Source organism: Rathayibacter sp. AY1B4 (assembly GCF_002932815.1).
Classification (GTDB): domain Bacteria; phylum Actinomycetota; class Actinomycetes; order Actinomycetales; family Microbacteriaceae; genus Rathayibacter.
This window is the reverse complement of sequence record NZ_PSWN01000034.1, coordinates 1-25,056: the sequence shown is the minus strand read 5'-3', so window position 1 is coordinate 25,056 and position 25,056 is coordinate 1. Positions and strand designations below refer to the sequence as shown.

Sequence of the window (25,056 nt, the reverse complement as noted above, 5' to 3'; positions counted from 1 at the left end):
CGTCTTCGTCGAGAACGCCGCCGCCAGCGCGTTCGCCGTGCCCGAGACGGCCGCCCTCACCGTGATCTTCTCCGACACGGTCCGCCCGTCCGCCCCCTCGACCTGGACGACGCCGTCGCCCTCGTCGGCATCCTCGCCGCCCTCCAGGCCCTCCTCGACAGCGGCGGCCTCCCCCCTGAGGAGGTCGAGGCCCTGCGCCACGGCCTCGAGCAGGGCGGCGCCCTCCTCCCCGGAAGCGACGAGAACGAGATCGCGACCGCTCTGGGTGGGCTGAACGCCCGCCTGCGTGGGACCATCGGGTGATCGCGCCGCGCTCGACGTTCCCGTAGCCTTCATCCGCGCTCGTGTCGACCCCGGAGACGCGCTCCCCCGCCCACGGGTAGCGTCCGGTCCGGTCCCGCACTCCCACGGGGTCGCTGAACCCCGAGAGCCGGAGGAGATCCGATCGTGAACGGTGACCACTTCGTCCTCTCGACCGCGACGCCGTGGGACGACCGCACCGAGATCATCGGCGTGTACGCCTCCGAGGCGTGGGCCCGCGAGGCCGCGGCCGCATGGCTCGGCTCCCCGGACCGCGAGGCGTTCCCCCGGTGCGTCATCGAGGGCTGGAGCGGCGCGCACCTCCTCGGCCGCGAGGTCGTCGAGGCCCTCGGCGTCGACGACGAGGGCGGCGACGAGTCGCTGGGCGGCCCCCGCAGCCTCTGACCCGGCGCCCTAGCCGCCCCAGTGCGACGGGCGCTCGAAGTGCGACGGCAGCGTGGTCGCCGCATCCCCTCGAGCGCTGTTCACCTGCGCCTGGGTGAGGTAGACCGCCTCGGCGAGCCGCGCGCCGGACACATCAGCGTCGCGCAGGTCCACCCCGAGCAGGTCGCACCGCTGCAGATCCGCACCCCGCAGGTCCGCGGCGAGGAGGAGCGCGCCCCGCAGATCCGCTCCCCGCAGGTCCGCGTTCCGGAGCGGTGCGCCCGCCAGATCGGCACCCGGAGCGAGTCGACGGCCCTTCGACCGGCGGGCATGCGGCGCCGCTCCTGCGCGAGCGGCCGCGCTCGCCGCGATCAGGAGCGGCCGGGACGCTCCGTACTCCGCGTCGACGTCGACCGCGACCACCTGCTCCGGCTCGCCGAGGGTGTGCGCGTGCACGGCGTCGAACCGCTCGCGCAGCTCGTCGACGAGCGGCGCGCCGACACCGGGAAGCGCCAGTGCGGAGTCGAGGTACCAGAGCAGCTCGTGCAGGCGGCGCATCAGCGGGAACACCGCGAACATCCGCTCGCGCACGGCCGGGTCCGACCGCCAGGAGACGCCGCCGAACGTGTGCTGCGAGACCTTCTGGCCGGCGCCGAAGCAGTCGAAGACGGTGCAGCCGACGAAGCCCTGCGGCCGGAGCCGGCGGTGGATCGTGCACGCGTCCTCGCCGTCGAGGTTGACGCACGGGTCTCCGGCGCGCTTGTCGAACGGGAAGTCGGCGGAGCGGGCGAAGGCGAGAGCGACGCAGCACAGGCCGAAGCAGTTCGCGCAGTCGGCGCCGAGGTCCTCGCGGCGGCCGAGCTCGACCCTGGTGCGTGACGTCATCCGTCCGAGCCTACGCTCGGCGGCGCCTCCGGATCAGTGCGCGAGCGCGAGCACGCCGACGACCAGCACGCCGAGACCCACGATCCCGAGCAGCGAGAAGATGCTCTCCTTCCAGGAGAGGCCCGCGCGCACGACGGCGATGAGGGCGATCCCCGCGAGCGTGGCGACGTAGACGCCCGCGCCGATCCGCAGCGCGACCGTCGCGTCGATCCAGCCCAGCGCCGCGGCGCCGAGCGCGAGGACCGGCAGCGACGCCGAGGCGAGCGCCCCGCCCGCGATCCGCAGCATGGTGTGCGTCTCGGAGCGCGAGGGCGCCGAGGCGTGCACGACCTGGTGCGCGATCACCTCGGCGACGAAGCCCGCGGCCGAGATCCCGATGATCGAGATCACGAGGCTCTGGAGGGCGTGGACCGCGTCCGGGTGGTCGCCGACCAGGTAGATCGTCACCACGGCTAGGCCCGTGAAGGTCGCGTAGACGCGCTCCTTGAGGGCGCGGGCGATCTCGTCGAGGGGGCGGCGGGTCCGCTCCGCCCACCGGCCGGCGCGGCCCGGGCGCAGGCGCACCGGCGTCATCCGGTCGGCGGGTGCGGTGCGGCCCTCGTCGGCCGCTCCGTCAGTAGGAGGCGGAGTCGACACGTGCCGCGGTGGAGTCGCCCGAGTGCCGCGCCGCGAGGTCGCCGAGGATGGTCGCGGAGCCGCTGGTGCCGAAGCGGGTGACGCCGAGGCCGCGGTAGGCGAGGAGCGTGTCGAGGTCGCGGACTCCGCCGGACGCCTTCACCTGGACGACCTCCGAGACGGCGCCGCGCATGAGGCGGAGGTCGTGCTCGTTCGCGCCTCCGCCCGCGAAGCCGGTGGCGGTCTTCACGAAGTCCGCTCCGGCGCGCTCGGCGGCCCGGCTGCCCTCGACGACCTGCTCGTCGTCGAGGAGGCTCGTCTCGAGGATGACCTTGACGACGTGGCCCTCGGCGGCCTCGACCACGGCGCGGACGTCGTCCTCGACGTCCTGGAGCAGGCCGCTGCGGAGGCGGCCGATGTTGACGACCATGTCGAGCTCGGACGCGCCGTCGGCGAGCGCCTGACGCGACTCCGCGACCTTGGCCGCGGTCGAGGTGGTGCCGTGGGGGAAGCCGATGACCGTGCCGACCAGGACGCCGGAGCCCTCGAGCCGAGCGACCGAGTGGGCGACGTCGGAGGGGCGGACGCAGACGCTGAACACGCCGGACGCGCGCGCCTCGTCGAGCTGGGCGTCGACCTCGGCGCGGGTGAGCTCGGGCTTCAGGATCGCGTGGTCGATGAGCGCCGCGATCTCGGCGACGGTGGGCAGGCTGGAGTCGGTCATCCGCACATTTTACGTCCGCCGGCGGGACGACGAAGGCCCGCGATCCTTCGATCACGGGCCTTCGGTCGTTCACGCCGCTAGCGGCGCCGGGTCACCAGCTGGACTTGGTGATGCCGGGCAGCTCGCCGCGGTGCGCCATGTCACGGAAGCGGACACGCGAGATGCCGAACTTCGTGAGGTTGCCGCGGGGGCGGCCGTCGACGGCGTCGCGCGAGCGGACGCGGACGGGCGAGGCGTTGCGGGGGAGCTTCTGGAGGCCGACGCGGGCGGCCTCACGGGTCTCGTCGGTCCCGGCCGGGTCGACCAGGGCCTTCTTCAGCTCGAGGCGCTTGGCTGCGTAGCGGTCGACGATCACCTTGCGCTGCTCGTTGCGGGCGATCTTGCTCTTCTTGGCCATACTTAGCGCTCCTCGCGGAAGTCGACGTGCTTGCGCACTACGGGGTCGTACTTCTTGAGCACGAGACGGTCGGGGTCGTTGCGGCGGTTCTTCTTGGTCACGTAGGTGTAACCGGTGCCGGCCGTCGAACGGAGCTTGATGATCGGACGGACGTCCTGCTGCTTGGCCATTAGATCTTCACCCCGCGAGCGAGAACATCCTTGACGACGGACTCGATGCCGCGGGCGTCGATGACCTTGATGCCCTTGGCCGAGAGGGTCAGGGTCACGTTACGGCGAAGCGACGGCACGTAGTACGTCTTCTTCTGCACGTTCGGGTCGAAGCGGCGCTTGGTGCGCCGGTGCGAGTGCGAGATGGCGTGCCCGAAGCCGGGGACGGCTCCGGTCACCTGGCAGACTGCTGCCATGGTTTCCTCCATGTGTGGTTACCGTGGATCACGCGCGGCACGAAGCCCCGCCCGACCCACCCAAGGTCACTTGTCGGCGCACCGCCCGCCTGTCCGGCCGGAGCCGGAGCTCCTGCCCGGTGGGCAGCACGCAAGCGCGTGCAGATGCACGCAACCTCGCTAGGCTACGCGACCCGGGCGGCGGCCGCAATAGGGCGGGGGCGCTGCCCGGACGTGCACGGGGACTTCCTGGGAGGTTCCGGCAGAAGCGGCCTCCTGTACCCCCCGAGCAGGGCGTTCGTGTAGGTTCCGCCTTCCTCGCGGGTCTACGACCGCCCTACTCTGAGCCGACCGCGGGCGCCCGCTCCCGGCAGCAGCCGGGAGTAGCAGCACATGCGCCAGTCCTTCCTCCGTTCCCTCGTCGCCGCGGCCGTGCTCGTAGCGGGCGCAGGACTCAGCGTCGTGGCCGCGCCGACCGCGTCGGCGGCGCCGGTCTTCAGCACCGCGTGCTTCACCTCCCCGAAGGTCTCGACGGTGTCGCAGTACACCGTTCCCGCGACCGGGGTCTCGACGGTCCGCGCCGTCCTCAGCGGCCAGAACGGCGGGAAGGGTGCGAGCGGCCTCGGGACGGGCAACGCCGGCGGACGCGGCTCCAGCCTCGTCGTGGAGGTGCCCGTCACACCCGGACAGGTGCTGGAGATCGGGCGCCTCGCCGGCGCCCCGGCCGGAGCGGCAGGCGCCACGCGCTACGTGAACGGCGGCGTCTACGGGGGCGACTCCGGCGGCGCGGGCGGCGACGCCCAGTACCTCAGCACGGCCGGCTCGGACGGCTGTCAGCACGCCCTCGCCGTAGCGGCGGGTGGCGGAGGCGGCGGCGGGCGGTCCTCGGTCGGCGGCGACGCCGACGCCGGCAGCGGCGCGAGGGGCGGCGGGAACGGCGGCAGGAACAACGCGGCCGACGGCGGCGGCGGCGGCGCGGCCGGGCAGAGCTCGGGCGGCTCGCCCGGCGCCCGCGGGTACAGCACCTTCGGCGAGTGCGCCGACGGCAACAACGGCCAGTGGGGCGTGTTCCTCAACGACGGCAAGGGCGCCGACGCCGGCGCCTCCCGCGGCGGCGGCGGCAACTGCTCGTTCCCCGGCCACAGCGGCGGCGGCGGCGGGGCCGGCTGGTGGTACGGCGGCGGCGGCGGATCGCCCTACGTGTTCGGCAGCATGAACGACACCCTCGGCGTCATGAACGACCCCGGCGCCGGCGGCGGCGGCTCGAGCTACGTGGACCCGAGCGTGACGAGGATCTCGCAGACGGCCGGCCCGACGGCGGCCGACCCCGTGGTCGCTCCGGTGTACGACACCGCCGTGACCGTGACGCGCACCCCCGACTTCTCGATGCTCGGGCAGGAGGTCACCGTCACCGCGAGGGTGACCATCCCGAGCCTGGGCCGACCGGTGGCCGCCGGCGGCACCGTCGAGATCCTCACCGGTGCGGGCACCAGCAGGGTGACCCTCGACGCGGACGGCGTCGGCGTGCTGACCACGAGGGACATCCCGCAGGGCTGGAACGAGATCCGCGCGCACTACCCCGACACCATCACCCCCGCCGAGGCGGGACGCGGGAGCTGGTCGGCGCTCCCCGCTCTGCGCCACGAGGTGCGCGCGTGCGCCGCGACACCCGTCATCACCCGGCAGCCCTCGGACATCGCGGGCGTCACCAACCAGATCTACACGCTGACGATGGGCGTGAGCGTCTCGGCCGTCTACGGCGGCATCCCCGCCGTGTCCTGGGAGAGGTCCACGGACGGCGGCGCCACGTGGAAGCCCGCGCTCGGCCGGGCGGGCGCCCGGGAGGACGGGACCGCGTTCCTCGAGGCCGGCCCCGATCCCACCGGCTCCTACCGCTACCGGGCGACCCTGACCACCTGCGGCGGCAGCGTCCGCAGCGAGCCGGCCACCGTGGCGGTGGGCGGCGTGCGCTTCGACCTGTCGACGCTCCCGCAGAAGGCGTACGGCGACTCCTTCGACGCGAGCCCCTACGCGCAGGCCGTCGACGTGCCCGGCCGCTCGATCGTCCTGAGCAGCAGGACCGCCGAGACCTGCTCCGTCAGCGGCATGAGGGTGACCGTGCTCCACGCCGGCGTCTGCACGCTCGCGGCGAGGCTCGACGCGCTCGCTCCTCTGGGCTGGGCGGGCGAGCCCCTGCAGAGCTTCACGGCGAAGCCGAAGGCGCTCACGGTGACCGCCCCGACGGTCGACTACCCGCGAGGCGCGCCGTCCCCCGACCTGCGCTGCACGGCCGCCTTCGTCGGCACCGACACCTTCGGCGCCCCGCTCACGGCCGGCGTCTACCGGCCGATCGTCACGGCGGACGACGTCATCTACCGCCTGATCCCGAACTGGCCCACCTCCACCTTCACCACCTTCACCACGCGGTGCAGCGGCGCGAAGGTCAGCAGCGACTACACGATCGCGGGGTACAAGGACGGCGCGCTGCGCATCGTCGCGGCCGTCCCGATGGTGACCGCCTCCTCGCCCTCGTCGACCTACGGATCCACTCCCCCCGCGATCACCGCCTCCGTGACCGGCTCCCCCTCGGGGACGGTCTCCTGCGGCGCCTTCGCGGCGTCCGACACCGGATTCACGACGCCGCTGGCGCTCTCCGCGACGACCCCCGTCGGCCGCTACCCCACGCGCTGCTCCGGCCTGACGAACCCCTCGGGACAGCTGATCACCATCGACGGCGCGCTCACGATCTCGCCGGCGCCCCTCTCGGTGACCGCGTCGAGCCCCGGGACGCAGGCGCACGGCACCGCGACCGCCCCGACGGTCACCTGCACGGCCGACGGCTTCGCAGGAACCGACCGGTTCGTCACCGAGCCGACCGGCGCCTACTACACGGCGGACGGCACCGGGAAGGTGACGATCGGAGCGCGCACGCCCGTCGGCGACTACGTCACGCGGTGCGACGGAGGCGACGCCGGGCCGAACTACACCCTCCGGTCGATCCCCGGCACCTTCGCGCTGGCCGACCGCTCGGCCCCCGTCGTGACCGTGCCCGCCGCCGTCACGGCCGAGCCGGCCGAGGTCTCCGGCGCCGTCGTCACCTTCGCGTCCTCCGCGCAGGACGCGGTCGACGGAGCCGTGGGCTCGACCTGCACGCCCGCCTCGGGAAGCGTCTTCCCGATCGGGGACACGACGGTCGACTGCACCGCGGACGACGAGGCCGGCAACACCGGCACGTCCTCGTTCCGGATCACGGTCCGGAAGTTCTCGCAGACGGTCGCCTTCACCTCCTCGCGGCCGACCGCGCCGACGGCGCTGGGCACCTTCACTCCGACGGCCACCGGCGGCGGCTCCGGGAGCCCCGTCTCGATCGGAGCGACCGGCTCCTGTGCGATCGCCGACGGCGTCGTGACCTTCACGCGCGGCGGCACCTGCACCGTGACCGCCGACCAGGCCGGCGACGACCACTACACCGCGGGGCGCGCCTCCTTCGATCTCGAGGTCGCGAAGGCGTCGCAGACGCTGACGGTCGCGGTGCCGAAGACCGGCGTGCTGGAGTCGACCGGCGTCGCCACGGCGACCTCGAGCTCGGGACTGCCGGTGCTCGTCAGGACCTTCTTCGGCTGCACCGTCGCCCCTGACGCGACCGGTGCGCAGATCCTGACCTACACCGAGCCCTCGACCTGCGGCGTGCAGTTCGACCAGCCGGGCGACGACGTGTACGCGGCCGCCGACGGCCTGGTGCGCTTCGTCCCGATCTCGCGGATCCCCCAGACCGTCGTCGTCACCTCGACTCCGCCCGTCCGGGTGTTCACCGACGACCGGTACACGGTCGAGGCGACCGGCGGCGGCTCGGGCAACCCGCTCGTGATCGCGGTGATCGAGAACGGCAACTGCACCATCGCGGACGACGTGGTGACGTTCTTCGGCGACGGCACCTGCACGGTGACGATCGACCAGGCCGCGGACGATCGGCACGACGCCGCTCCGCAGGTCCGGCAGGTCATCACGGTCGGGACTCCCGAGGGGAACCTCTCCTTCGGGAGCACCGCGCCCCCGCACGCGATGTCGCTCGAGACGTACCGGCCGACGATCGTGCCCGGCCCGTCGAAGGGCGTGCCGGTGCTCTCCGCGAGCCGCGACTGCTCGATCCTCCCGGACGGCGTGACCGTGCGGAACGACGGGGCCGGGCTCTGCGTGCTGTCCCTCGACCAGCCCGGAGACGGCTACTGGCCCGCGCGGCACGCCGAGCAGGAGTACTCGATCTACTTCCTCCCGCAGACGGTCCGGATCACGAGCGCGCCTCCGGTCGGCGCCGTCCTCGGAGACACCTACCGCCCGGTGATCGAGAGCGGCGCCTCGGGCATCGCTCCGTTCCTCCTCACCACCGCGTCGTGCTCGGCGAAGGACGGCGTGGTCACCTTCACCACGAAGGGTGTCTGCGGCGTCTTCGCCTACCAGAACGGCAACCGGCAGTACGACAGTGCCCGGCCCGCCGTGCAGGAGGTGGAGGTCGGCTACGCGCCCGGCTCCGTGGCGTTCACGACCGCCGTCCCGACCGACGCGAAAGTGGGCGGATCCTTCACTCCCGCCTTCACGCGCGGCCCGTCCTCCGGCCCCTCGGTGCTCAGCGTCTCGGGCGCCTGCTCCGACGGCGAGAACGGCGCCGTCCGGTTCGACTCCGCGGGCACCTGCACGCTGACGGCGATCCACTACCGCGACGCCACCTACGGCACCGCGCGGGCGGTCCAGACCTTCGAGATCACCGCGATCGCGCAGACCGTCGCCTTCACCTCGACCGCGCCGTCGACGGCTGCGTCCGGCGACACGCTCACTCCGACCGCGACGGGCGGCGCCTCCGGGCTCCCCGTGACGATCGGAGCGTCGGGCGCCTGCACGCTCGCGGACGGCGTCGTCACCTTCGCCGGCAGCGGCACCTGCACCGTCACGGCCGACCAGGCGGGCGACGGTCGCTACGCGGCGGCGGCGCAGGTCTCGCAGACCGTCGCCGTCTCGCAGCTCGCGGGGACCGTCGCGTTCGGCGGCGATGCTCCGGCCGCGGCCCGGGTCGGGGGCTCCTCGACGGCCGCGGTCGTCGCCGGCCCGTCCAGCGCTCCCCCGGTGCTGACGGCCTCCGGCGCCTGCTCCGTCGGGCCCTTCCGACTGGTCTCCTACGACTCCGCGGGCACCTGCACGCTGACGCTGGACCAGGCGGGCGACACCCGCCACAGCGCAGCACCGACGGCCGTGCGCAGCTTCGAGATCACCCGGATCACGCAGACCGTGGCCTTCACCTCGCAGGCGCCGGACTCGGCGCTCGCGGGCGGCACCTACCGCCCGACCGCGACCGGCGGAGCCTCCGGGCGGCCCGTGGTGCTCGGCGCCTCCGGGTCCTGCACGCTCACGAACGGGGTCGTCTCCTTCACCGGATCGGGCACCTGCACGGTGACCGCCGACCAGACGGGCGACGCCCGGTACGACGCGGCGGAGCGGGCCTCGCAGGTGATCGCGGTCGGACTGCTCGCGGGCACCGTCTCCTTCGGCGGCACCGCGCCGACCGGTGCGACGGTCGGCGGGACGACCACCCCGCGGATCGTCGCCGGACCCTCCACCGCGCGTCCAGTGCTGACCGCCTCCGGAGCATGCTCGGCGGCCGCAGGAGTGGTGTCCTACGACTCCGTCGGCACCTGCACGCTGACGCTCGACCAGGCGGGCGACTCGCGGTACGGCGCCGCTCCGCAGGCCGTCCGCACCTTCGCGATCGGCGCCCTCGGCCAGACGCTGGCGTTCGCCTCGCCGGTCCCCGACGCGGCGGTCGCGGGGGGCTCCTACACGCCCGTCGTGACGGCCGGCGCGTCGAGCGCCCCCGTGGTGCTCGGAGCGGCCGGGTCCTGCACGGTCGCGGACGGCGTCGTGACCTTCACCCGCTCCGGCACCTGCACGGTGACCGCGGACCAGGCCGGGGACGAGCGCCACTCGGCGGCTCCGCGGATCACGCAGTCGGTGGAGGTCGGCACGGCGGCGGGAGCGGTGTCGTTCCGCGACGCCGCTCCGACGGACGCCCGGATCGGCGGCTCCTGGACCCCGTCGATCGTCCGTGGCCCGTCGAGCGCCGACCCGGTGCTCGACGCCTCCGACTCCTGCTCGCTGGGAGAGGACGGCACGGTGTCCTACGACTCCGTCGGCACCTGCACGCTGACGCTGGATCAGGCCGGCGACGACGCTCACGCGCCCGCGGAGCAGGTCGTCCGGACGTTCCCGATCGGCAAGGCGCTGCAGACGGTCGCCTTCACCTCCGCGGCTCCGAGCACGGCGACCGCGGGCGGCCGCTACACACCGACCGCGGCGGGCGGCTCCTCCGGTCTGCCGGTCACGATCGGCGCCACGGGCGCGTGCTCGCTCGCGGGCGGCGTCGTGACCTTCAGCGGATCCGGCACCTGCACGGTCACCGCGGATCAGGCCGGCGACGCCTCGCACGACGCGGCTCCCCGGGCGACCCAGTCGATCGCGGTCACCGCGGTCGTCTCGCAGAAGAAGAAGGCGCAGAAGGTCGCCTTCTCGACCGCGATGCCGTCCTCGCCCGAGAAGGGGATCGCCTACCCGGTCGCGGCCACCGCCTCCTCCGGTCTGCCCGTGAAGCTGTACGCGAGCGGCAGCTGCACGCTGACCGCCACCGGCGCGGGCACGGCGACGGTGCGGCTGACGGGCGCGGCGAGCTGCACGGTCCGGGCCACGCAGGCGGGCGACTCGGCGTGGCTCGCCGCGACCTCGGTGACGCAGTCGCTGCAGGTGAAGTCCTCCACCCGCGCCGACCTCACACTGACGCTGGCGCCGGCGCCGGGACTGGCGGCGACGGCTCCCCTCTCGGGCACGATCACCGTCCGGAACACCGGCACCCGGGACGCGGCGACGACGACCACCCGGGTCGTCGTCAGCGGAACGGTGGCGAGTGCGCCCGGCGCCGTGCAGACGAAGGGCTCGGCCGCGGGCACGACGGTCCTCACCTGGACCGCGCCGAGCGTCTCCGCCGGGCGGAGCACCACCTACTCGGTGACGCTGGTCGACCGGCCGGCCGCCACGACGATCGACGCCAGGGTGTCGACCGCCGCCGCCGATCCCACGCCGGCGAACAACGCGGTCAGGCGCACCTTCCGGTAGAGGCTGCGGGGAGGGAGGGGTGTCGCGCCGCGTTGCCCGTTCCCTCCCCGACCGCTACGGTCGCGGGGACGCTCCGGGGGACGGGGCTCGCGAGGGGGGCCCGTGGACCGGTTGAGGCGACGCGCGCTGCTGCTGGGGATCGCCTCCTCGGCGGTCGCGCTGACGGGGTGCACGCCCGCCCGGCCCGCTCCCGCGGCGCTCCCGCCGAGCACGGCGCCGGCGGCGGTGCTGCCGTCCGCCGCTCCGACCGCCGTCCCGACCCCTCCCCGCCCCGTGCCGACCACCACCGCCGCGGCGGCTCCGGTGCGGCGGAAGGCGCCGCTGCCCTCCGGCACGATCTCGGAGCTGCCCGGCGAGGGGAGCACGCTCGCCTGGACCGTCGACGACGGCGCGGACTCCGACGTGGTCGCCGCCTACGCGCAGTTCGCCCGCGACACCGGCACCCGGCTGACCTTCTTCCTCAACGGGAAGTACGACTCGTGGACCGTGAACGCGCCGCTGCTGGCTCCGCTCGTCGCCTCGGGGCAGGTGCAGCTCGCGAACCACACCTGGTCGCACGCCGACCTGACGAGCCTCTCGAGCGACGGCGTGCAGGAGGAGCTGGGCCGCAACGGCGACTTCATCCGCTCGACCTACGGGGTGGAGGCGGCGCCCTTCTACCGGCCGCCGTTCGGCTACACGGACGAGCGGAGCCGGGCCGCCGCGGCGGCGATCGGCTACACGGCGACGGTGCTCTGGTACGGCTCGCTCTCGGACTCGGGGCTGATCACGCCGGAGCAGGTGGTCGGCTTCGCGGACCAGTGGTTCCTGCCGCAGCACATCGTGATCGGGCACGCCAACTTCGATCCGGTGACGCAGGTCTACGCGCGGCTCGTCGACATCCTCCGCGAGCGCTCGCTCGAGACGGTGACCCTCCGCGACGTGTTCGCGGTCTGAGCGCCTCCCCGCCGACGTTGGTCAGCGCGCGGGTCAGCGCGCGGGTCAGCGCAGCGCGGGTCAGCGCGCGGGTCAGCGCGCGGGTCGGCGCAGCGCGGCGCGCGCGGCGGCGGAGACGGCCGCGGCGACCGCGTCGAGGGCGGGCGTGTGCAGGGCCCACTGCTGCCAGTAGAGGGGACGTCGACGGGGTCGCCGCCCAGCTCGACGAGGCCCTCGCCGCCGACCGGGGCCTGCAGCTCGGGCAGCATCCCCCACCCCATGCCCAGGCGCACGGCCCGCTCGAAGTCGGTCGATCCGGGGACGCGGTGCTGCGGCGGTCTGCCGTCGACGCCGGCGGCCCGGAGGAAGTCGTCCTGCAGGCGGTCCTTCTCGTCGAAGACGACCAGCGGAGCGCTCGCGAGACCGGCCGTGCCGCCGTCCGGGAGCCAGCGCTCGGCGAACGCGGGCGCGGCCATGGCGCGGTACCGCATCACTCCGAGCGGTGCGACGGTGCAGCCGAGCACCGCTTCCGACTCTCCGGTGACGGCCGCCAGCACGGTGCCGTCGCGGAGGAACGCGGTGGTGTGCGCCTGGTCCTCGCGGTGCAGCTCCACCACGACGTCGGGGACGGAGGCGAGCGCGGGCAGCACCCAGGTGGCCAGGGAGTCGGCGTTGACGGCGAGCGGGAGGACGACGGGGCCCGCCCCCTCCGCATCCTCGCCGCCGAGCGAGCGGACGGCGTCGTCGGCGAGGAGCTCGATCTGGCGGGCGAGGCGGAGGAGCCCCGCACCGGCCTCGGTCGCGACGACCGGGCGCGAGCGCACCAGCAGGACGCGGCCGGCGGCGGTCTCGAGCGCCTTGATCCGCTGGCTGAGGGCGGAGGGGGTGATGTGCAGGGCTCGGGCGGCGGCGTCGAAGGAGCCGAACCGGACGGAGGCGGCGAGCGCGCGCAGGCGGGAGAGGTCGAGATCGTCGGTCAGCATCAGTAGTGCTTACGGTACTGAAGGAGCATGAGCTGGTCTACAGAAGTGCCCCGCCCTAGCGTCGGAGCGTGTCCCCCCTCCTCGCCGCCCTCTCCGGCCTCGGCTTCGGCCTCTCGCTCATCATCGCCATCGGCGCGCAGAACGCCTTCGTGCTCCGCCAGGGCCTCCGCCGCGAGCACGTGCCCGCCGTCGTCGCGATCTGCGCACTCTGCGACGCCGCGCTGATCGTGCTCGGGATCGCGGGGATCGGAGCGGTCCTGGAGTCGGCGCCGTGGCTGCTGGTGGTGATCCGCTGGGGCGGCATCGCCTTCCTCCTCGCCTACGCGGTGATGGCGGCGAGGCGCGCACTGCGGCCGGGGACCCTCGACGGCGATCCGGCCGGCGCCTCGACGTCGCTCCGCACGGCGATCGGCACGTGCCTGGCGCTGACACTGCTCAACCCGCACGTCTACCTCGACACGGTCGTGCTGCTCGGGTCGGTGGCGAACACGCACGGCGACGAGCGCTGGTGGTTCGGGGCGGGGGCGGCGGCCGGGAGCGTGCTGTGGTTCACCGCTCTCGGCTTCGGGGCGCGGGCGCTGCGGCCGCTGTTCCGGAGCCGCGGGGCCTGGCGGATCCTCGACGCGGCCGTGGCGGTCGTGATGGTGGTGCTGGCGGTGTCGCTCGCGCTGCACTGAGGGCCTGGTGGTGCACTGCTTGTTCTACTAACATTGCAAACATGTTGTTCCGGGTCGACCACTCCGCGGCGGGCTCGCTCGCCGACCAGCTGGAGTCGCAGGTGCGCTCGGCCGTCGCCCGGGGCGAGCTCTCGGCGGGCGACCGCCTGCCGCCCGCCCGCGAGCTCGCCGACTCGCTCGGCATCAACATGCACACCGTGCTGCGCGCGTACGCCGCCCTGCGCGACGACGGGATCCTCCAGATGCGCCGGGGCCGCGGCGCGTGGATCACGGAGTCGGCCGGGCCCGGGCTCGTGCGCGTCACCGCCCTGGTCGACGAGCTGCTCGCGGAGGCCCGCCGCAGCGGCATCACCCCCGCGGAGCTCGTCCGCCTGATCGAGAGGACCGGATCATGACCGCCACCGCCGACCGCCGCCGCGAGCTCCTCGCCGCCGCGTCCCTCCTGCTCCCCGCCGCCGGAGTGCTCGTCTCGCGCCTCGTCCTGGACGACGTGCTGCCCGCGGAGCTCGCCTCGCACTGGTCGGGCACCGGGGCGGCCGATGCGATCGCGTCGACGGGCGCCCTGCTCGCGATCGCCCTCGTGCTCTCCGGGCTCCCGGCCGTCGCGGGCCTCGTGGCGGCGGCCGTCGGGCGCGCTCCGCGGCTCCTGCTGGCGACCCTCGGCCTCGTGGCCGGGCTGGGCGCCTCCGCCTGGGCGACCTCGGTCGGCACGACGCTCGCGGCCGGGCGCGCCGAGGGGGCGGAGCTCGGCGGGTGGCTGCTCGCGCTGCTCGGAGGGATGCTCTTCGCCGTCGTGCCCGCGCTGATCGCTCCGGGCACCCGGCGCGCCTCCCGCCTCGCCGCCGGCCGCCTGCCGCTCGCCGCGGAGGAGACCGGCGCCTGGTCGCAGACGCTGACGGGCCCGGTGTTCGCCGTCGCCGCGGTCGCCACGGCGGCGGGTGCGGCCCTCTCCCTCGCGACGCTCGCCGCGGCCGGCGCGACCGGTCCGGCGATCGCGATGGCCGTCGTCCTCGGCGTCGTCGCGCTGGTGCTCCTCTCCTTCTCCCGCCTGAGGGTGACCGCCGACCGCCGCGGCCTCCGCGTCGTCACGACCGCCCTCGGCATCCCGCTGCGCCGCATCCCGCTCGACACCATCGCCTCGGCCGGCACGGCCCATCTGCGGCCGTCGGAGTGGGGCGGCTGGGGCTACCGGGTGATGCCGGGCCGCTCGGCCGTCATCCTGCACGCCGGGCCGGCGCTGGTGGTGACGACGGACCGCTCGCGCGAGTTCGCGATCAGCCTCGACGACCCCGAGACCCCCGCGGCGCTGCTCGAGACCCTGCGCTCGCGGGCCTGAGGCGCCGACCCGTCAGTCGACCACGATCCGGACGAGCGTCGTGACGGCGTCCACCGCGTTCACGTAGGAGTAGTGCCGCGAGGTCGGGAAGGCGAGGTGCCGTCCGGGCTCCAGCCGCACGGGCTCCTCGCCCTCCCGCTCCAGGAGGAGCGCGCCGACGGTGACGAGCAGGATCTCGTGCCACCCCTCGGGGTCGGGCTGCGCGTCGTAGCGGTCCCCGGGGCCGAGCGTCCAGGTCCAGAGCTGGGCCTCCCGGCGCGCGGGGACGGAGGAGAGCAGGACGGCGACGCTCGCCTCGCCCGCTCCCCGCCAGGCGACCTGGTCGATCGCCGCGGGCGCGGATCCCGGGGCCGAGACGAGTGCCGTGAACGTGGTGCCGAGGGCGGTCGCGAGGCGGTCGACTCCGGTCAGCGAGATGTTGGCCTCGCCGGCCTCGGCCGCGACGATCGTCCGCCGGCTGATGCCCGAGCGCGCCGCCAGCGCGGACTGGCTCAGTCCGGCTCCGTGCCGCGCGAGACGGAGGTTGCCGCCCAGGTGGGCGAGGACGGGAGCCGACATGCGCACTATTCTGCACCGACAGGCCCCTGATGCTCCTAGGATGTGCAGAATGATGCACATCTCGCCGCTCCGGGGCCTCCGCTTCACGCGTCCGGAGTGGGCGCTCATCGGCATCACCGCGATCTGGGGCGGGACCTTCCTCGCCGTGCACATCGCGATGGAGCACAGTGGTCCGCTGTTCTTCGTCGGGATGCGGTTCGCGATCGCGGGACTGATCAGCGCGGTCGTGTTCCACCGGTCGCTCCGGGGGATGCGGCGGATCGACCTCGCGGCCGGCGTCGCGATCGGGGTGATGATCTTCGCGGGCTACGGCCTGCAGAGCTACGGGCTGCAGACGATCACGAGCAGCACCTCCGCGTTCCTCACCGCGCTGTACGTGCCGCTGGTGCCGCTGCTCCAGTGGGTCGTGTTCCGTCGCCGTCCGGGCGTGCTGACGCTGGTGGGCGTCGCGCTGGCGTTCGTCGGACTGCTCCTGATCGCGGGCCCGCAGCCGGGCGTCGCGCTCGGAGCGGGCGAGGTGGCGACGATCGTGAGCACGCTGCCGATCGCGGCGGAGATCATCCTGATCGGCCTCGTCGCCGGACGGGTGGACCTCGGCCGGGTGACCGTGGTGCAGCTGCTGGTCGCCGGCGCGCTCGGGTTCGCCTCGATGCCCCTCGCGGGCGAGGCGGTCCCGGCGTTCTCGGGGGCCTGGCTGATCCCCGCGCTCGCGCTCGGGGCGAGCAGCTGCCTGATCCAGCTGACGATGAACTGGGCTCAGCGCTCGGTCTCGCCGTCGCGCGCCACGATCATCTACTCCGCCGAGCCCGTCTGGGCCGGCCTGATCGGCCGCCTCGCCGGCGACCGGCTCCCCGCGCTCGCCCTGCTCGGGGCGGGGTTCATCGTCGCGGGCACGCTCGTCAGCGAGCTGAAGCCGCGCCGCGAGCCCGCGCCGCCGGCTCTCAGGTGACGGCGGGGAGGGCGGCCGAGGCGACGAGCGCGCCGCCGGCGTCGGTGATCTCGACGGCGGCGACGGACTCGCGCAGGACGGCCGCGTTCATCTCGCAGTCGAGCTCCGCGGAGCTGCCGAGGAAGGAGCCGGACGGGAGCCGCTCACCGGAGCCGGTGACCAGCACGAGGTCGTAGCTCTCGCCGAGCGCGAAGCCGGTCCCGCGGAGGATCGTCTCGGTGCCCCAGGTGTGCGCGACCAGCGAGCCGTCGAGCGTCACGCCCTCCGTCCGCTCGTCGAAGGCGATCGCCTCGACGGCGCCGAGCGTCCCGGGCGGTCCCGCGACGGGGCGCTCCTCGACGGACCGCAGGGCCGCTCCGGCGACGCCGCCCACGACGAGGAGCGCGGCCGCCGCGGCGACGGCCAGGACGGCACGGAGACGCGAGGCCCGGCGGCGCGGGGCCCGGCGGCGCGAGGCACGCAGACTCTCCCCGCGCTCGGGCCGCTCCCCGGCGAGCGCCGCGACGCGCGACCGCAGCTCCGGCGACGGCTCCGCCTCCTCCCAGCGGCCCAGCGCGCCGACCCGGTCGACCACCGAGCCGAACGACGCGAGCTCGCGGTCGATCGAGGGGTCGGCGGCGCGCAGGCTCTCGAACTCCCGCGCCTCCTCGGCGGAGAGGTCGCCGGCGAGGGCCGCGGCGAGGAGCTCCTCGCGGCGGCCGCCGGGCTCGTCTCCGTCGGGCTGGTCTCGGTCGATCACGATCTCTCCTCGTCGGTGGGTCCGGCGCTCGCGAGGTGACCGCGGAGCGCTCGGAGAGCGTAGAAGGCGCGGCTGCGCAGGGTGGCGACCGGCACGCTCGTGGCCGCCGACAGCTCGGCGTAGGTCTCGCCGTGCAGGTGGACGGCGACGACGACCTGCCGGTGCTCGGCGGAGAGCCGCGCGAGCGCCTCGGCGATCGCGAGCGGCTCGAGGGGGTCGCGGTCCTCCGCGGGCACCTCCTCCAGAACCTCGGCCTCGACCAGACGCGGCAGGCGCCGGCGCGAGCGGTGCACGTCGACGACGACGTTGCGGGCGATGGCGAAGAGCCAGGTGCGGGTGCTGGCGCGCTCGGCGGAGTAGCTCGCCCGCGAGCGCCAGGCGCGCAGGAACGTCTCCTGCACGCAGTCCTCGGCGAGGCCGCGGTCGCGCAGGGCGTTGAGCGCGAAGCCGAGCAGGGCGGACCCGTGCTCGTCGAAGGCGGCGGCCGGGTCGAACCCCGCCGTCCGGGGCTCGAGGCGCACCACCGGAGCCGGGACCTCCGAGTGCTCGCGCGGCATCGCGGGCCCTTCGTCTCGTCGTGCCGTCGCCGTGCGCGCCACACCGCCTCCTCGTCGGGACCGGTGGTCCGTCGGAAGGGGGTACGGCCGCGGCGGCGGCAGCGTTCATCGGAGGCGAGGACCGTCTCCGTGAAGATCCTCTCAGATGGAGTGAACGCAGCGCCGCTTCCGGCCGTACTCCCTGCATCGGGCCCGCTCGGCGCTCGCGATCGAAAGGCTCCACCATGACGAAGACGTCCCCCGCGCGGAACCGCGCCGGCCGCCGCCTGCTCTCCCTCGGCGGCATCACCGCCGTCGCCGCCGCCTCCTTCTTCGCCGCCGCGCCGGCCCAGGCCGAGACCGAGGTCGCCGAGCCGTCCTCCTTCACCAGCGCCTTCACGGTGATGGCGACGCCCGACCAGGTCGTGAACGCCGACTCCGCCGCGACCCCCGGCCAGCCCGGCGCCACGGGCGAGATGACCTTCCGGGTCAACAGCGACCTCGACATCATCTGCTACGACATCACCCTCACCGGCGTGACCGGCGACTACCAGAGCCCCGCGAAGACCGCGACGCACATCCACCAGGCGGCGCTGGGCAAGGCGGGCCCGCCGCGCATCGCGTTCCCGAACCCGGCCCCGGTCGGAGACGGCCCCCGCACCAGCAGCGGCTGCCTGCAGGGCCCCTTCACCACGGGCATCCAGGCGAACGGGGCGGACACCGGCGCCGGATTCACGCTCAAGGCCCTCGAGGCCGATCCCGCCGCCTTCGCCGGCGACTCCCACACGGCCTCGTACGCGGCGGGCGTCGTCCGCGGCCAGCTCTCGCAGGTGCCGGTCGGCGGCCTCCAGACCGGTGGCGGCGCGACCGCCGCCGGGAGCGACGCCACGGGCACATCCGGTCTCGCCGCGATGGCCGGCCTCGGAGCCGTCGCCGCCCTCGGCGCGGCCGGAGTGGTCGTCGCCCGCCGGCGCACCGCCTCCTGATCGTGGGCACCCGGTCGAGGAGCGGCGCGGCGGCACTGTGCGCCGTGCTGCTCCTCGCGGGGTGCGCCGCCGCGGACGAGAGCGGAGGAGCGGAGACGCCCGCGAGCGCGCCCGCGCCTCCGGCCCTCGCTTCTGCTCCCCCGCTCACTCCTCCCCCGGTCCCCGCGCCCGACCCCGCCGCTGCCGCGCCCGCGCGGACCGTCGGCGTCGAGCCCGCCCGGCTGAGCGTGCCCGCGATGGGCCTGGACGAGCCGCTGATCGCCCTGGGCATCCAGTCGGACGGGGCGATGGAGGTGCCGGTGGACTACGACGACGTCGGCTGGTTCTCGGGAGGCGGGCGCCCGGGCGGCAGCGGCCGCACCGTGATCGCGGCGCACGTCGACTCGCGGTCCGGTCCCGCGGTCTTCTTCCGCCTCGGCGAGCTCGCCCCGGGCGATGAGATCGCGGTGAGCGGAGTGGACGGCTCCGACCACCGCTACCGGGTGACGGCGGTCGAGTCCCACGCCAAGGCCACGTTCCCCACCGCCCGCGTCTTCGGCGCGACCCTCGAGGAGGAGCTGATCCTCGTGACCTGCGGAGGCGAGTACGACGCGGCGATCGGCCGCTACCGGGACAACCTGGTGGTGTTCGCCTCCCCGCTCTGAGGCCCGCCACGGAGGCGCGGCACGGAGGGGCGGCACGGAGGGGCGGCACGACCGCCCGGCATCGTGCCGCGGACGGTGGCGCAGAGCACAGCACGAGTGCCCCGCCGGCGCAAGGGTCCGGGCGCGCGCACGCCGTGTGGTCGGATAAGGAGGGCCGGCCCCCCGCCGCCGCTCCCCTCCCGCTCCCCACTGCCGTGGCGCGGCCGATCCGACAGGACGCCCGTGTCCACCAGCTCCCGCCCCACCCTCTTCGCCCTGCCCGGACTCGGGCTCGACGGCCGCGCCTTCGACGCGCTCGGCCGCGAGCTCGCCGACGTCGCGGACCTCGTCGCGCTCGACCTGCCCGGTGGATCCGGGACCTCGCTCGAGGAGATGACCGCTGCCACGATCCGCCGGATCCGCGAGCACGGCTCCTCCCGCTGGCTGCTCCTCGGGCACAGCATGGGCGGGAAGATCGCCTCGCTCGTGGCCTCCCGCACGGTCACCGGCCGCTCGGGCCTGTTCGGGCTCGCGGGCGTCGTGCTCCTCGCCGGGTCGCCGCTCTCGCCCGAGCCGATGGAGGAGGAGCGCCGCTCGACCATGCTCGGCTGGGTCGACGACGGGCACCTCGACGAGGCGCAGGCGCGCGAGTTCGTCGACCAGAACGTCGGCTCGCCGCTGCCCGCCGACGCCGACGCGGAGGTGCTGGCCGAGCTGCGCCGCTACTCCCCCGAGGGCTGGCGCGACTGGCTCGAGCACGGCAGCCGCGAGGACCGCACCGGAGAGGCCGCCCTCGGGGCTGTGCCCGCGCTGCTGATCGCGGGCGGAGAGGACGGCGACCTCGGCGCCGACGCGCAGCGCCGCCTCAACGGCTCCCTCTACTCCCGCGCCCGGCTGCTCACGCTCGCCGGGGCGGGCCACCTGCTGCCGTTCGAGCGCCCGGTCGAGGTGGCCGCGGCGATCCGCCGGTTCTGGGAGGAGGAGGCCGGCACGGCGCCGTCGGTCCCGGCCGACGTCGGCGCAGCCATCGCCTCCGCCCGCACCTCCACGCGGGTGCGCGGGCTGCTGGCCGTGCGCGCGCTCGCCGACGACCCGGAGTACGCGCCCCGCGCCCTGACCGTCGCCCAGCTCGCGGAGCTGCGCGCGATCGCCGACCGGGTCGTCCCTCAGGAGGGCGGCCGGATCGACCTGGCCGCGCGGGTGGACACGCAGCTCGCGAACGGCGAGGGCGACGGCTGGCGCAACGCCGACCTGCCGGCCGACCCGATCGCCTACGGACTGGCGCTCGACACCCTCCGGGGCTTCGCCGGCCTCGGCCCCGCCGAGCAGGACGCGCGCCTCACCGCGATCGCCGACGGCTCCGCGGAGCTCGGCGACCGCTCGGCCGGCGGGCTCGGTGCCGAGCAGCTGACCGCCTGGTTCGAGGACTGCCGCGTCGACCTCGTGAAGCAGTGGCTGGCGCACCCCGCGTCGATGGCGCGGATCGGCTACGACGGCTACGCCAGCGGCGGCGACACGCTGCCGCTCGTGACGGGCTTCCGCCTGCTCGGCGCCGACGACCGCGAGACCTGGGAACCGACGACGAGGAGTCACCGATGAACACGACCGGCATGCGCCGCTTCCCGCTCGACGAGACGGTCGACGCCGTCGTGATCGGCACCGGGGCAGGCGGAGCGCCCCTGCTCTCGGTGCTCGCCGCTCGAGGGCTGCGGGTCGTCGCCCTCGAGGCCGGGCCGCACGTAGATCCGCTCGGCCACACCGCCGACGAGACGGCGGCCGTCGAGATCAACTGGATGGAGGAGCGCCTCAGCGGAGGCGAGACCCCCACCGCCTTCGGGCAGAACAACAGCGGCCGCGGGGTCGGCGGCTCGACGCTGCACTGGGGAGCGTTCACGCCCCGCCCCGACCCGCGCGACGTGCGACTCCGGAGCGACTCCGGCGTCGGCCGCGACTGGCCGATCGAGCACGCCGAGCTCACCGCGTACATCGAGAAGGTGGAGGCGACGATCGGAGTGGCGGGCCCGGCCGAGTACCCGTGGGACCCGTCGCGCCGCTACCTGCAGGGCCCGCTCGCGCGGAACGCCTCGGCCGACATGATGCTGCGCGGCTGCGCGGCGATCGGGATGCGCGCGACCGACGCGCCCGCCGCCGTGCTCAGCGGCCCGCGGGACGACGGCCGCCCCTCCTGCGTCAACTGCGGCCAGTGCCATCAGGGCTGCCGGACCGGCGCGAAGACGAGCATGGACGTGACCTACCTGCCGGAGGCGGTGCGGGGCGGCGCCGAGATCCGGGCCGACTCGTTCGTGCACGGGATCGAGCTGGACGCTGCGGGCCGCGTGTGCGCCGTGGTCTACACGAGCGGCGGAGTGGAGCACCGGCAGCGCTGCTCCGCCCTGTTCCTCTGCGCGGGCGGCGTCGAGACGCCCCGGCTCCTCCTGCACACCGGCATCGCGAACAGCAGCGGCCAGGTGGGCCGGAACTTCCTGGCGCACGGGGCGACCCAGGTCTGGGGCACTTTCGAGAACGAGATGCGCGGCTACCGCGGCTACCCCTCCTCGGTGATCACCGAGGACACCGTCCGCCCGGCCGACGCGGACTTCGCGGGCGGCTACCTGATCCAGAGTCTCGGAGTGATGCCGCTGACCTACGCGACGACGCTCGCCCGCGGCGCGGGACTCTGGGGCCGTGATCTGATGGACGCGCTCGACGGCTACCGCTTCGCGGCGGGCGTCGGGATCAACGCGGAGTGCCTGCCCGCCGACGGCAACCGGCTGGAGCTGACCGACGAGCTCGACGAGCACGGGGTGCCGAAGGCGCGCATCACGTTCTCGGCGGGCGCCAACGAGGAGGCGATCGACCGGCACGCGATCCGGACGATGACCGCGATCGTGGAGGCGGCCGGCGCGACGAGCACGCGGGTGATGGCGCGCACGGCGCACACTCTCGGCACCGTGCGGATGGGCACCGACGCCGGTGACGCCGTGATCGACGCGGACGGCCGCAGCTTCGACGTGCCGAACCTCTGGGTGTGCGACAACTCGGTGTTCCCGAGCGCGCTGATCGCGAACCCGGCGCTCGCGACGATGGCACTCTCGCTGCGGACGGCGGACCGCTTCCTGGCGGCGTAGCGTCGCGGCGGCGGGGCGGCTGCGGGGCGGGACGACGGGCGAGGTGCTCCTGCGCGTCGCCGACTGACCGCGAGGGCGTGCCCGGACTGCGCGCCCGGACTGCGCACCCCGCCGGATCAGCCGTGGGGCGGTGCGGGGCGCCAGCGCAGTCGCGAGACGCCCTGACCGAACGGCGGGCCGTCGCAACGGCGCTCGACGGAGGTTCAGCGCGCGCTGAGGTGCTGAGGTGCTGAGGTGCTGAGGTGCTGAGGTGCTGAGGTGCTGAGGTGCTGAGGTGCTGCATCGTGGTGGCCGAACGGCGGCATGGCGCAAGGCGGCGGCACGGCCCTGGTGTCGGCACGGCGTCAGGCGACGGTGCGGCCCCGGTGACGGTCCGCGCCTCAGCGGCAGTGGTGCGGCGGTGGTGCGACGGTGCGGCCGCGTGAACCCGAGCGAAGGCGCTGATCCGAGCGTCAGCGGCGCGGCGGTAGGTCGCTGAGCACTCGCCTCCGAGCGACAGCACGGCCCGATCACCAGTGCGAACCCGCGCAATGCGCCGAACCCGCCCGACAGCCGATTCCCTCAGGGGTGCACGGCGGAACGGCAGCACGTCAGCACGTCAGCACGTCAGCACGGCGGAACGGCAGCACGTCAGCACGGCAGCACGGCAGCACGGCAGCACGGCAGCACGGCAGCACGGCAGCACGGCAGCACGGCAGCGTGTCAGAACGGCGGCGGCCGGTCCGCGAACGTCGGAGTCGCGGGCGGGCCTGGACGGAGCCGTGCCTCGAGGCCCGGCGGGCGCGTGGTGATGCGGCGGCCGGTGGGGGTGGTCCAGTCGGCGGTGCCGTCGGGGTGGAGGACGTAGGTCCAGCGGTCGCCGTGCCGCACGTGGTGGTGGGCGACGCAGAGGCTGGCGAGGTTGCCGGGGTCGGTGCCGCCGCCGTTGCGCCACTCGACGACGTGGTCGGCCTCGGCGCCCGCGGCGGAGCGGGTGCAGCCGGGGAAGCGGCAGGTCACGTCGCGGAGCTGGAGGAGGAGCCGCAGCTCGCGGTGCGGCAGTCGGCGTGTGCGCCCGACCGAGAGGACTGCGCCCGTCCGGGGCTCGGTCAGCACGCGGGTGACGGTCGCGGGGACGAGGCTCCGGGCGACGTCGGCCGGGATCGGGCCGTAGCCGTCGAGCTCGGCGGAGGCGTCGTCGACGCCGGACGCGGTGCTCGCCGACAGGGTGACCCGCACCTCGGCGCGCACGCCGGTGACGAGGGTCGGAACGGGCCGATCGGCACCGACCGAGTCGGGCACCGTGCCGATGACGTCCGCCTCGCAGAGGAGGTCGGCCAGAGCGTCGGCTCGCAGCTGGGCGAGGGTCCGCTCGTCGCCCGCTCCGGAGATCACGCCTGCGGCGCCCGCACCGGTGATTCCGGCCGGCTCCGCCCCGGTCGTCCCGCTCGGCTCCGCCCCGCAGGAGCCCGCATCCGTGGCGGCAGGCGGCTCCGCCCCCGCCGGCCCCTCGGCGCCGTCGCGGAGGATCCGGGCGATCCGGTCGAGGCGGCTGTACGCCCCCACGGCGACCGGGGCGGGGAGGAGGGCGCAGAGCGTCGCCATGCCGTCGACCTCGGGGATCAGCCAGACCGCGCGGTCCTCGCGGGCACGTCGGTGGCGCTCGGCGAGGGGCTGCTCGTGGAGCTCCTCCCGCAGCCGCGCCAGAGCGCGCCGCAGCTGCGTCGGCGTGGTGCGGGCCGCGAGCTCGGCCGCCCGCGTATCGAACGCGGCGCGGGAGCCCGGAGGCAGGGTGGCCGCGACGGCGCAGACGACCTGGCCCGCCTCCCACCGCAGGTGCGCCCCGGCGAGGGCGGCGCGGGTGGTCGGCAGGTCCTCGACGAGGAGGCGCGCGTGGTCGAGCTCGCGGGAGGCGACCCGCTCGGAGACTCCGAGGGCGACCGCGAACTCCGCGCGGATCGACCGCTCGGCGAGGTCGCTCGACGCGTGGGGCGCCGAGCCGCGAGCGAACGACTCCGGATGCTCGAGCGCGGCCCGGTGCCCGGCGTGCAGCTCCTCGGCCGCGGCCAGGAGCAGCGGGGACGCCGAGCGGGCCAGCGCCGCGGCTCGGTCGCCGCGAGCACGCACCTCGCTGAGCACCGCCTCCGCTGCTGTCGACCCGCTGATCATCGTCATACGTGTATTCAATCAGCGACCACCGACACGGAAGCGACGGATCGTCGCATCCGTGGAGAACCGGCGTGAAGCCCTCCTGTGGAGGGAGGGATCACCGCAGCCGGCGCCGCACATCCCCGCCGTCCTCGGGGCGGCGCGCGCAGGACACCGGCGCAACACCCCGCCACACGCACCGCCACGCCCCCCGCTCACCCGAACCGCACCGCCACGCCCCCGCTCACCCGAACCGCACCGCCACACACGCCCCCGCTCACCCGAACCGCGCCGCCTCACGCCCCCGCTCACCCGAACCGCACCGCCTCACATACCCCCGCTCACCCGAACCGCACCGCCACACGCCCCCCGCTCACGCCAACCGCACCGCCACGCGCCCCCGCTCACGCCAACCACACCGCCTCACGCACCCCCGCACACCCCCAGCCTCACGCGAACCGCACCGCCTCACATGCCCCCGCTCACCCGAACCGCACCGCCACACGCCCCCCGCTCACGCGAACCGCACCGCCACGCGCCCCCGCTCACCCGAACCACACCGCCACACGCCCTCGCTCACGCGAACCGCACCGCCTCACGCCCCCCCCTGTCTGCTATACACATCTCCGACCCCCTGGGACTTCTCTACATCTC

Annotated in this window: 23 protein-coding genes; 11 read left to right on the top strand and 12 right to left on the bottom strand. The window is 74.9% G+C overall.

Going from position 1 to position 25,056, the window contains the following annotated elements; all coding sequences use genetic code 11:
• A partial coding sequence (locus C5D66_RS15805) for a hypothetical protein (protein ID WP_146086968.1) occupies positions 1 to 336 on the bottom strand: 336 nt, incomplete at its 3' end.
• A 111-nt stretch (positions 337 to 447) separates the two neighbouring features.
• Between C5D66_RS15805 and C5D66_RS15800 the strand changes: the two genes are divergently transcribed.
• Positions 448 to 705: a hypothetical protein gene (locus tag C5D66_RS15800; protein WP_104225104.1), complete on the top strand. Its 258-nt coding sequence runs from the start codon at positions 448 to 450 to the stop codon at positions 703 to 705.
• A 9-nt stretch (positions 706 to 714) separates the two neighbouring features.
• On the opposite strand, the gene C5D66_RS15795 is transcribed toward C5D66_RS15800, so the two are convergent.
• The 6 genes from C5D66_RS15795 to rpmB form a co-directional block, all read right to left on the bottom strand.
• Complete coding sequence (locus C5D66_RS15795) at positions 715 to 1,569, bottom strand: pentapeptide repeat-containing protein (RefSeq protein WP_104326995.1); 855 nt, start codon at positions 1,567 to 1,569, stop codon at positions 715 to 717.
• Positions 1,570 to 1,602: 33 nt separating this feature from the next.
• Complete coding sequence (locus C5D66_RS15790; protein ID WP_146084798.1) at positions 1,603 to 2,205, bottom strand: hypothetical protein; 603 nt, start codon at positions 2,203 to 2,205, stop codon at positions 1,603 to 1,605.
• On the bottom strand, positions 2,183 to 2,908 hold the full coding sequence (gene deoC, locus C5D66_RS15785) for a deoxyribose-phosphate aldolase (protein WP_181067950.1): 726 nt from the start codon (positions 2,906 to 2,908) through the stop codon (positions 2,183 to 2,185). The genes C5D66_RS15790 and deoC overlap by 23 nt, the downstream gene beginning before the upstream one ends.
• 91 nt (positions 2,909 to 2,999) lie before the next feature.
• Positions 3,000 to 3,305 carry a 30S ribosomal protein S14 gene (gene rpsN / locus C5D66_RS15780; protein WP_104225107.1) on the bottom strand — a complete coding sequence of 102 codons (306 nt, stop codon included), beginning with the start codon at positions 3,303 to 3,305 and terminating at the stop codon, positions 3,000 to 3,002.
• Between the two features lie 2 nt (positions 3,306 to 3,307).
• The gene (gene rpmG, locus C5D66_RS15775) at positions 3,308 to 3,475 is read right to left on the bottom strand and encodes a 50S ribosomal protein L33 (protein WP_027692168.1); all 168 of its coding nucleotides are present in this window, start codon (positions 3,473 to 3,475) and stop codon (positions 3,308 to 3,310) included.
• Complete coding sequence (rpmB, locus tag C5D66_RS15770) at positions 3,475 to 3,711, bottom strand: 50S ribosomal protein L28 (protein WP_056038148.1); 237 nt, start codon at positions 3,709 to 3,711, stop codon at positions 3,475 to 3,477. The genes rpmG and rpmB overlap by 1 nt, the downstream gene beginning before the upstream one ends.
• Positions 3,712 to 4,083: 372 nt before the next feature.
• Here rpmB and C5D66_RS15765 point away from each other — a divergent pair, with 372 nt between their 5' ends.
• Both C5D66_RS15765 and C5D66_RS15760 read left to right on the top strand, forming a co-directional pair.
• Entirely contained in the window at positions 4,084 to 10,845 is a 6,762-nt protein-coding gene (locus C5D66_RS15765) for an HYR domain-containing protein (protein ID WP_104326994.1), read from the top strand.
• Between the two features lie 102 nt (positions 10,846 to 10,947).
• The gene (locus tag C5D66_RS15760) at positions 10,948 to 11,781 is read left to right on the top strand and encodes a polysaccharide deacetylase family protein (RefSeq protein WP_219814519.1); all 834 of its coding nucleotides are present in this window, start codon (positions 10,948 to 10,950) and stop codon (positions 11,779 to 11,781) included.
• Here C5D66_RS15760 and C5D66_RS15755 read toward each other — a convergent pair.
• Positions 11,706 to 12,743 (bottom strand): ArgP/LysG family DNA-binding transcriptional regulator, encoded by a 1,038-nt coding sequence (locus C5D66_RS15755; protein ID WP_181067949.1) that lies wholly within the window; start codon positions 12,741 to 12,743, stop codon positions 11,706 to 11,708. The two genes, C5D66_RS15760 and C5D66_RS15755, sit on opposite strands and share 76 nt — an antisense overlap.
• A gap of 68 nt (positions 12,744 to 12,811) precedes the next feature.
• Between C5D66_RS15755 and C5D66_RS15750 the strand changes: the two genes are divergently transcribed.
• From C5D66_RS15750 to C5D66_RS15740, 3 genes are read left to right on the top strand one after another with little or no spacing between them, the layout of a single operon-like run.
• The gene (locus tag C5D66_RS15750; protein ID WP_104227345.1) at positions 12,812 to 13,420 is read left to right on the top strand and encodes a LysE/ArgO family amino acid transporter; all 609 of its coding nucleotides are present in this window, start codon (positions 12,812 to 12,814) and stop codon (positions 13,418 to 13,420) included.
• Positions 13,421 to 13,461: 41 nt separating this feature from the next.
• Positions 13,462 to 13,815 (top strand): GntR family transcriptional regulator, encoded by a 354-nt coding sequence (locus C5D66_RS15745; RefSeq protein ID WP_104225158.1) that lies wholly within the window; start codon positions 13,462 to 13,464, stop codon positions 13,813 to 13,815.
• Positions 13,812 to 14,756 (top strand): hypothetical protein, encoded by a 945-nt coding sequence (locus C5D66_RS15740; protein ID WP_104326993.1) that lies wholly within the window; start codon positions 13,812 to 13,814, stop codon positions 14,754 to 14,756. Before C5D66_RS15745 ends, C5D66_RS15740 begins: the two co-directional genes overlap by 4 nt.
• Positions 14,757 to 14,768: 12 nt before the next feature.
• Here C5D66_RS15740 and C5D66_RS15735 read toward each other — a convergent pair whose 3' ends face one another.
• Complete coding sequence (locus C5D66_RS15735) at positions 14,769 to 15,314, bottom strand: XRE family transcriptional regulator (RefSeq protein ID WP_104326992.1); 546 nt, start codon at positions 15,312 to 15,314, stop codon at positions 14,769 to 14,771.
• Between the two features lie 49 nt (positions 15,315 to 15,363).
• Between C5D66_RS15735 and C5D66_RS15730 the strand changes: the two genes are divergently transcribed.
• The gene (locus tag C5D66_RS15730) at positions 15,364 to 16,263 is read left to right on the top strand and encodes a DMT family transporter (protein WP_258063957.1); all 900 of its coding nucleotides are present in this window, start codon (positions 15,364 to 15,366) and stop codon (positions 16,261 to 16,263) included.
• On the opposite strand, the gene C5D66_RS15725 is transcribed toward C5D66_RS15730, so the two are convergent.
• Complete coding sequence (locus tag C5D66_RS15725) at positions 16,256 to 17,002, bottom strand: hypothetical protein (RefSeq protein ID WP_104326991.1); 747 nt, start codon at positions 17,000 to 17,002, stop codon at positions 16,256 to 16,258. The two genes, C5D66_RS15730 and C5D66_RS15725, sit on opposite strands and share 8 nt — an antisense overlap.
• Complete coding sequence (locus C5D66_RS15720) at positions 16,999 to 17,559, bottom strand: sigma-70 family RNA polymerase sigma factor (protein WP_104326990.1); 561 nt, start codon at positions 17,557 to 17,559, stop codon at positions 16,999 to 17,001. Before C5D66_RS15720 ends, C5D66_RS15725 begins: the two co-directional genes overlap by 4 nt.
• Positions 17,560 to 17,783: 224 nt before the next feature.
• Between C5D66_RS15720 and C5D66_RS15715 the strand changes: the two genes are divergently transcribed.
• From C5D66_RS15715 to C5D66_RS15700, 4 genes are all read left to right on the top strand, one after another.
• On the top strand, positions 17,784 to 18,524 hold the full coding sequence (locus C5D66_RS15715; protein ID WP_104239561.1) for a CHRD domain-containing protein: 741 nt from the start codon (positions 17,784 to 17,786) through the stop codon (positions 18,522 to 18,524).
• 2 nt (positions 18,525 to 18,526) lie between these two features.
• Entirely contained in the window at positions 18,527 to 19,168 is a 642-nt protein-coding gene (locus C5D66_RS17555; protein WP_181067948.1) for a class F sortase, read from the top strand.
• 222 nt (positions 19,169 to 19,390) lie between these two features.
• Complete coding sequence (locus tag C5D66_RS15705; protein ID WP_146084797.1) at positions 19,391 to 20,746, top strand: alpha/beta hydrolase; 1,356 nt, start codon at positions 19,391 to 19,393, stop codon at positions 20,744 to 20,746.
• Positions 20,743 to 22,275, top strand: a complete 1,533-nt coding sequence (locus C5D66_RS15700; protein WP_104256696.1) for a GMC family oxidoreductase — start codon at positions 20,743 to 20,745, stop codon at positions 22,273 to 22,275. Before C5D66_RS15705 ends, C5D66_RS15700 begins: the two co-directional genes overlap by 4 nt.
• Before the next feature lie 702 nt (positions 22,276 to 22,977).
• Here C5D66_RS15700 and C5D66_RS15690 read toward each other — a convergent pair.
• Positions 22,978 to 24,429 (bottom strand): HNH endonuclease signature motif containing protein, encoded by a 1,452-nt coding sequence (locus C5D66_RS15690; RefSeq protein ID WP_104326987.1) that lies wholly within the window; start codon positions 24,427 to 24,429, stop codon positions 22,978 to 22,980.
• Between the last annotated feature and the right edge of the window lie 627 nt (positions 24,430 to 25,056).

What these genes read in the sequence shown, in the direction of transcription:
- C5D66_RS15730 (WP_258063957.1), top strand. Translation starts at nt 15,364, where the DNA reads ATGATGCACATCTCGCCGCTCCGGGGCCTCCGCTTCACGCGTCCGGAG.
- C5D66_RS15745 (WP_104225158.1), top strand. Translation starts at nt 13,462, where the DNA reads ATGTTGTTCCGGGTCGACCACTCCGCGGCGGGCTCGCTCGCCGACCAG.
- rpsN (WP_104225107.1), bottom strand. Translation starts at nt 3,305, where the DNA reads ATGGCCAAGAAGAGCAAGATCGCCCGCAACGAGCAGCGCAAGGTGATC.
- C5D66_RS15715 (WP_104239561.1), top strand. Translation starts at nt 17,784, where the DNA reads ATGACGAAGACGTCCCCCGCGCGGAACCGCGCCGGCCGCCGCCTGCTC.
- rpmB (WP_056038148.1), bottom strand. Translation starts at nt 3,711, where the DNA reads ATGGCAGCAGTCTGCCAGGTGACCGGAGCCGTCCCCGGCTTCGGGCAC.
- C5D66_RS15690 (WP_104326987.1), bottom strand. Translation starts at nt 24,429, where the DNA reads ATGACGATGATCAGCGGGTCGACAGCAGCGGAGGCGGTGCTCAGCGAG.
- C5D66_RS15700 (WP_104256696.1), top strand. Translation starts at nt 20,743, where the DNA reads ATGAACACGACCGGCATGCGCCGCTTCCCGCTCGACGAGACGGTCGAC.
- C5D66_RS15740 (WP_104326993.1), top strand. Translation starts at nt 13,812, where the DNA reads ATGACCGCCACCGCCGACCGCCGCCGCGAGCTCCTCGCCGCCGCGTCC.
- C5D66_RS15795 (WP_104326995.1), bottom strand. Translation starts at nt 1,569, where the DNA reads ATGACGTCACGCACCAGGGTCGAGCTCGGCCGCCGCGAGGACCTCGGC.
- C5D66_RS15755 (WP_181067949.1), bottom strand. Translation starts at nt 12,743, where the DNA reads ATGCTGACCGACGATCTCGACCTCTCCCGCCTGCGCGCGCTCGCCGCC.
- C5D66_RS15735 (WP_104326992.1), bottom strand. Translation starts at nt 15,314, where the DNA reads ATGTCGGCTCCCGTCCTCGCCCACCTGGGCGGCAACCTCCGTCTCGCG.
- C5D66_RS15765 (WP_104326994.1), top strand. Translation starts at nt 4,084, where the DNA reads ATGCGCCAGTCCTTCCTCCGTTCCCTCGTCGCCGCGGCCGTGCTCGTA.
- deoC (WP_181067950.1), bottom strand. Translation starts at nt 2,908, where the DNA reads ATGACCGACTCCAGCCTGCCCACCGTCGCCGAGATCGCGGCGCTCATC.
- C5D66_RS15720 (WP_104326990.1), bottom strand. Translation starts at nt 17,559, where the DNA reads ATGCCGCGCGAGCACTCGGAGGTCCCGGCTCCGGTGGTGCGCCTCGAG.
- rpmG (WP_027692168.1), bottom strand. Translation starts at nt 3,475, where the DNA reads ATGGCCAAGCAGCAGGACGTCCGTCCGATCATCAAGCTCCGTTCGACG.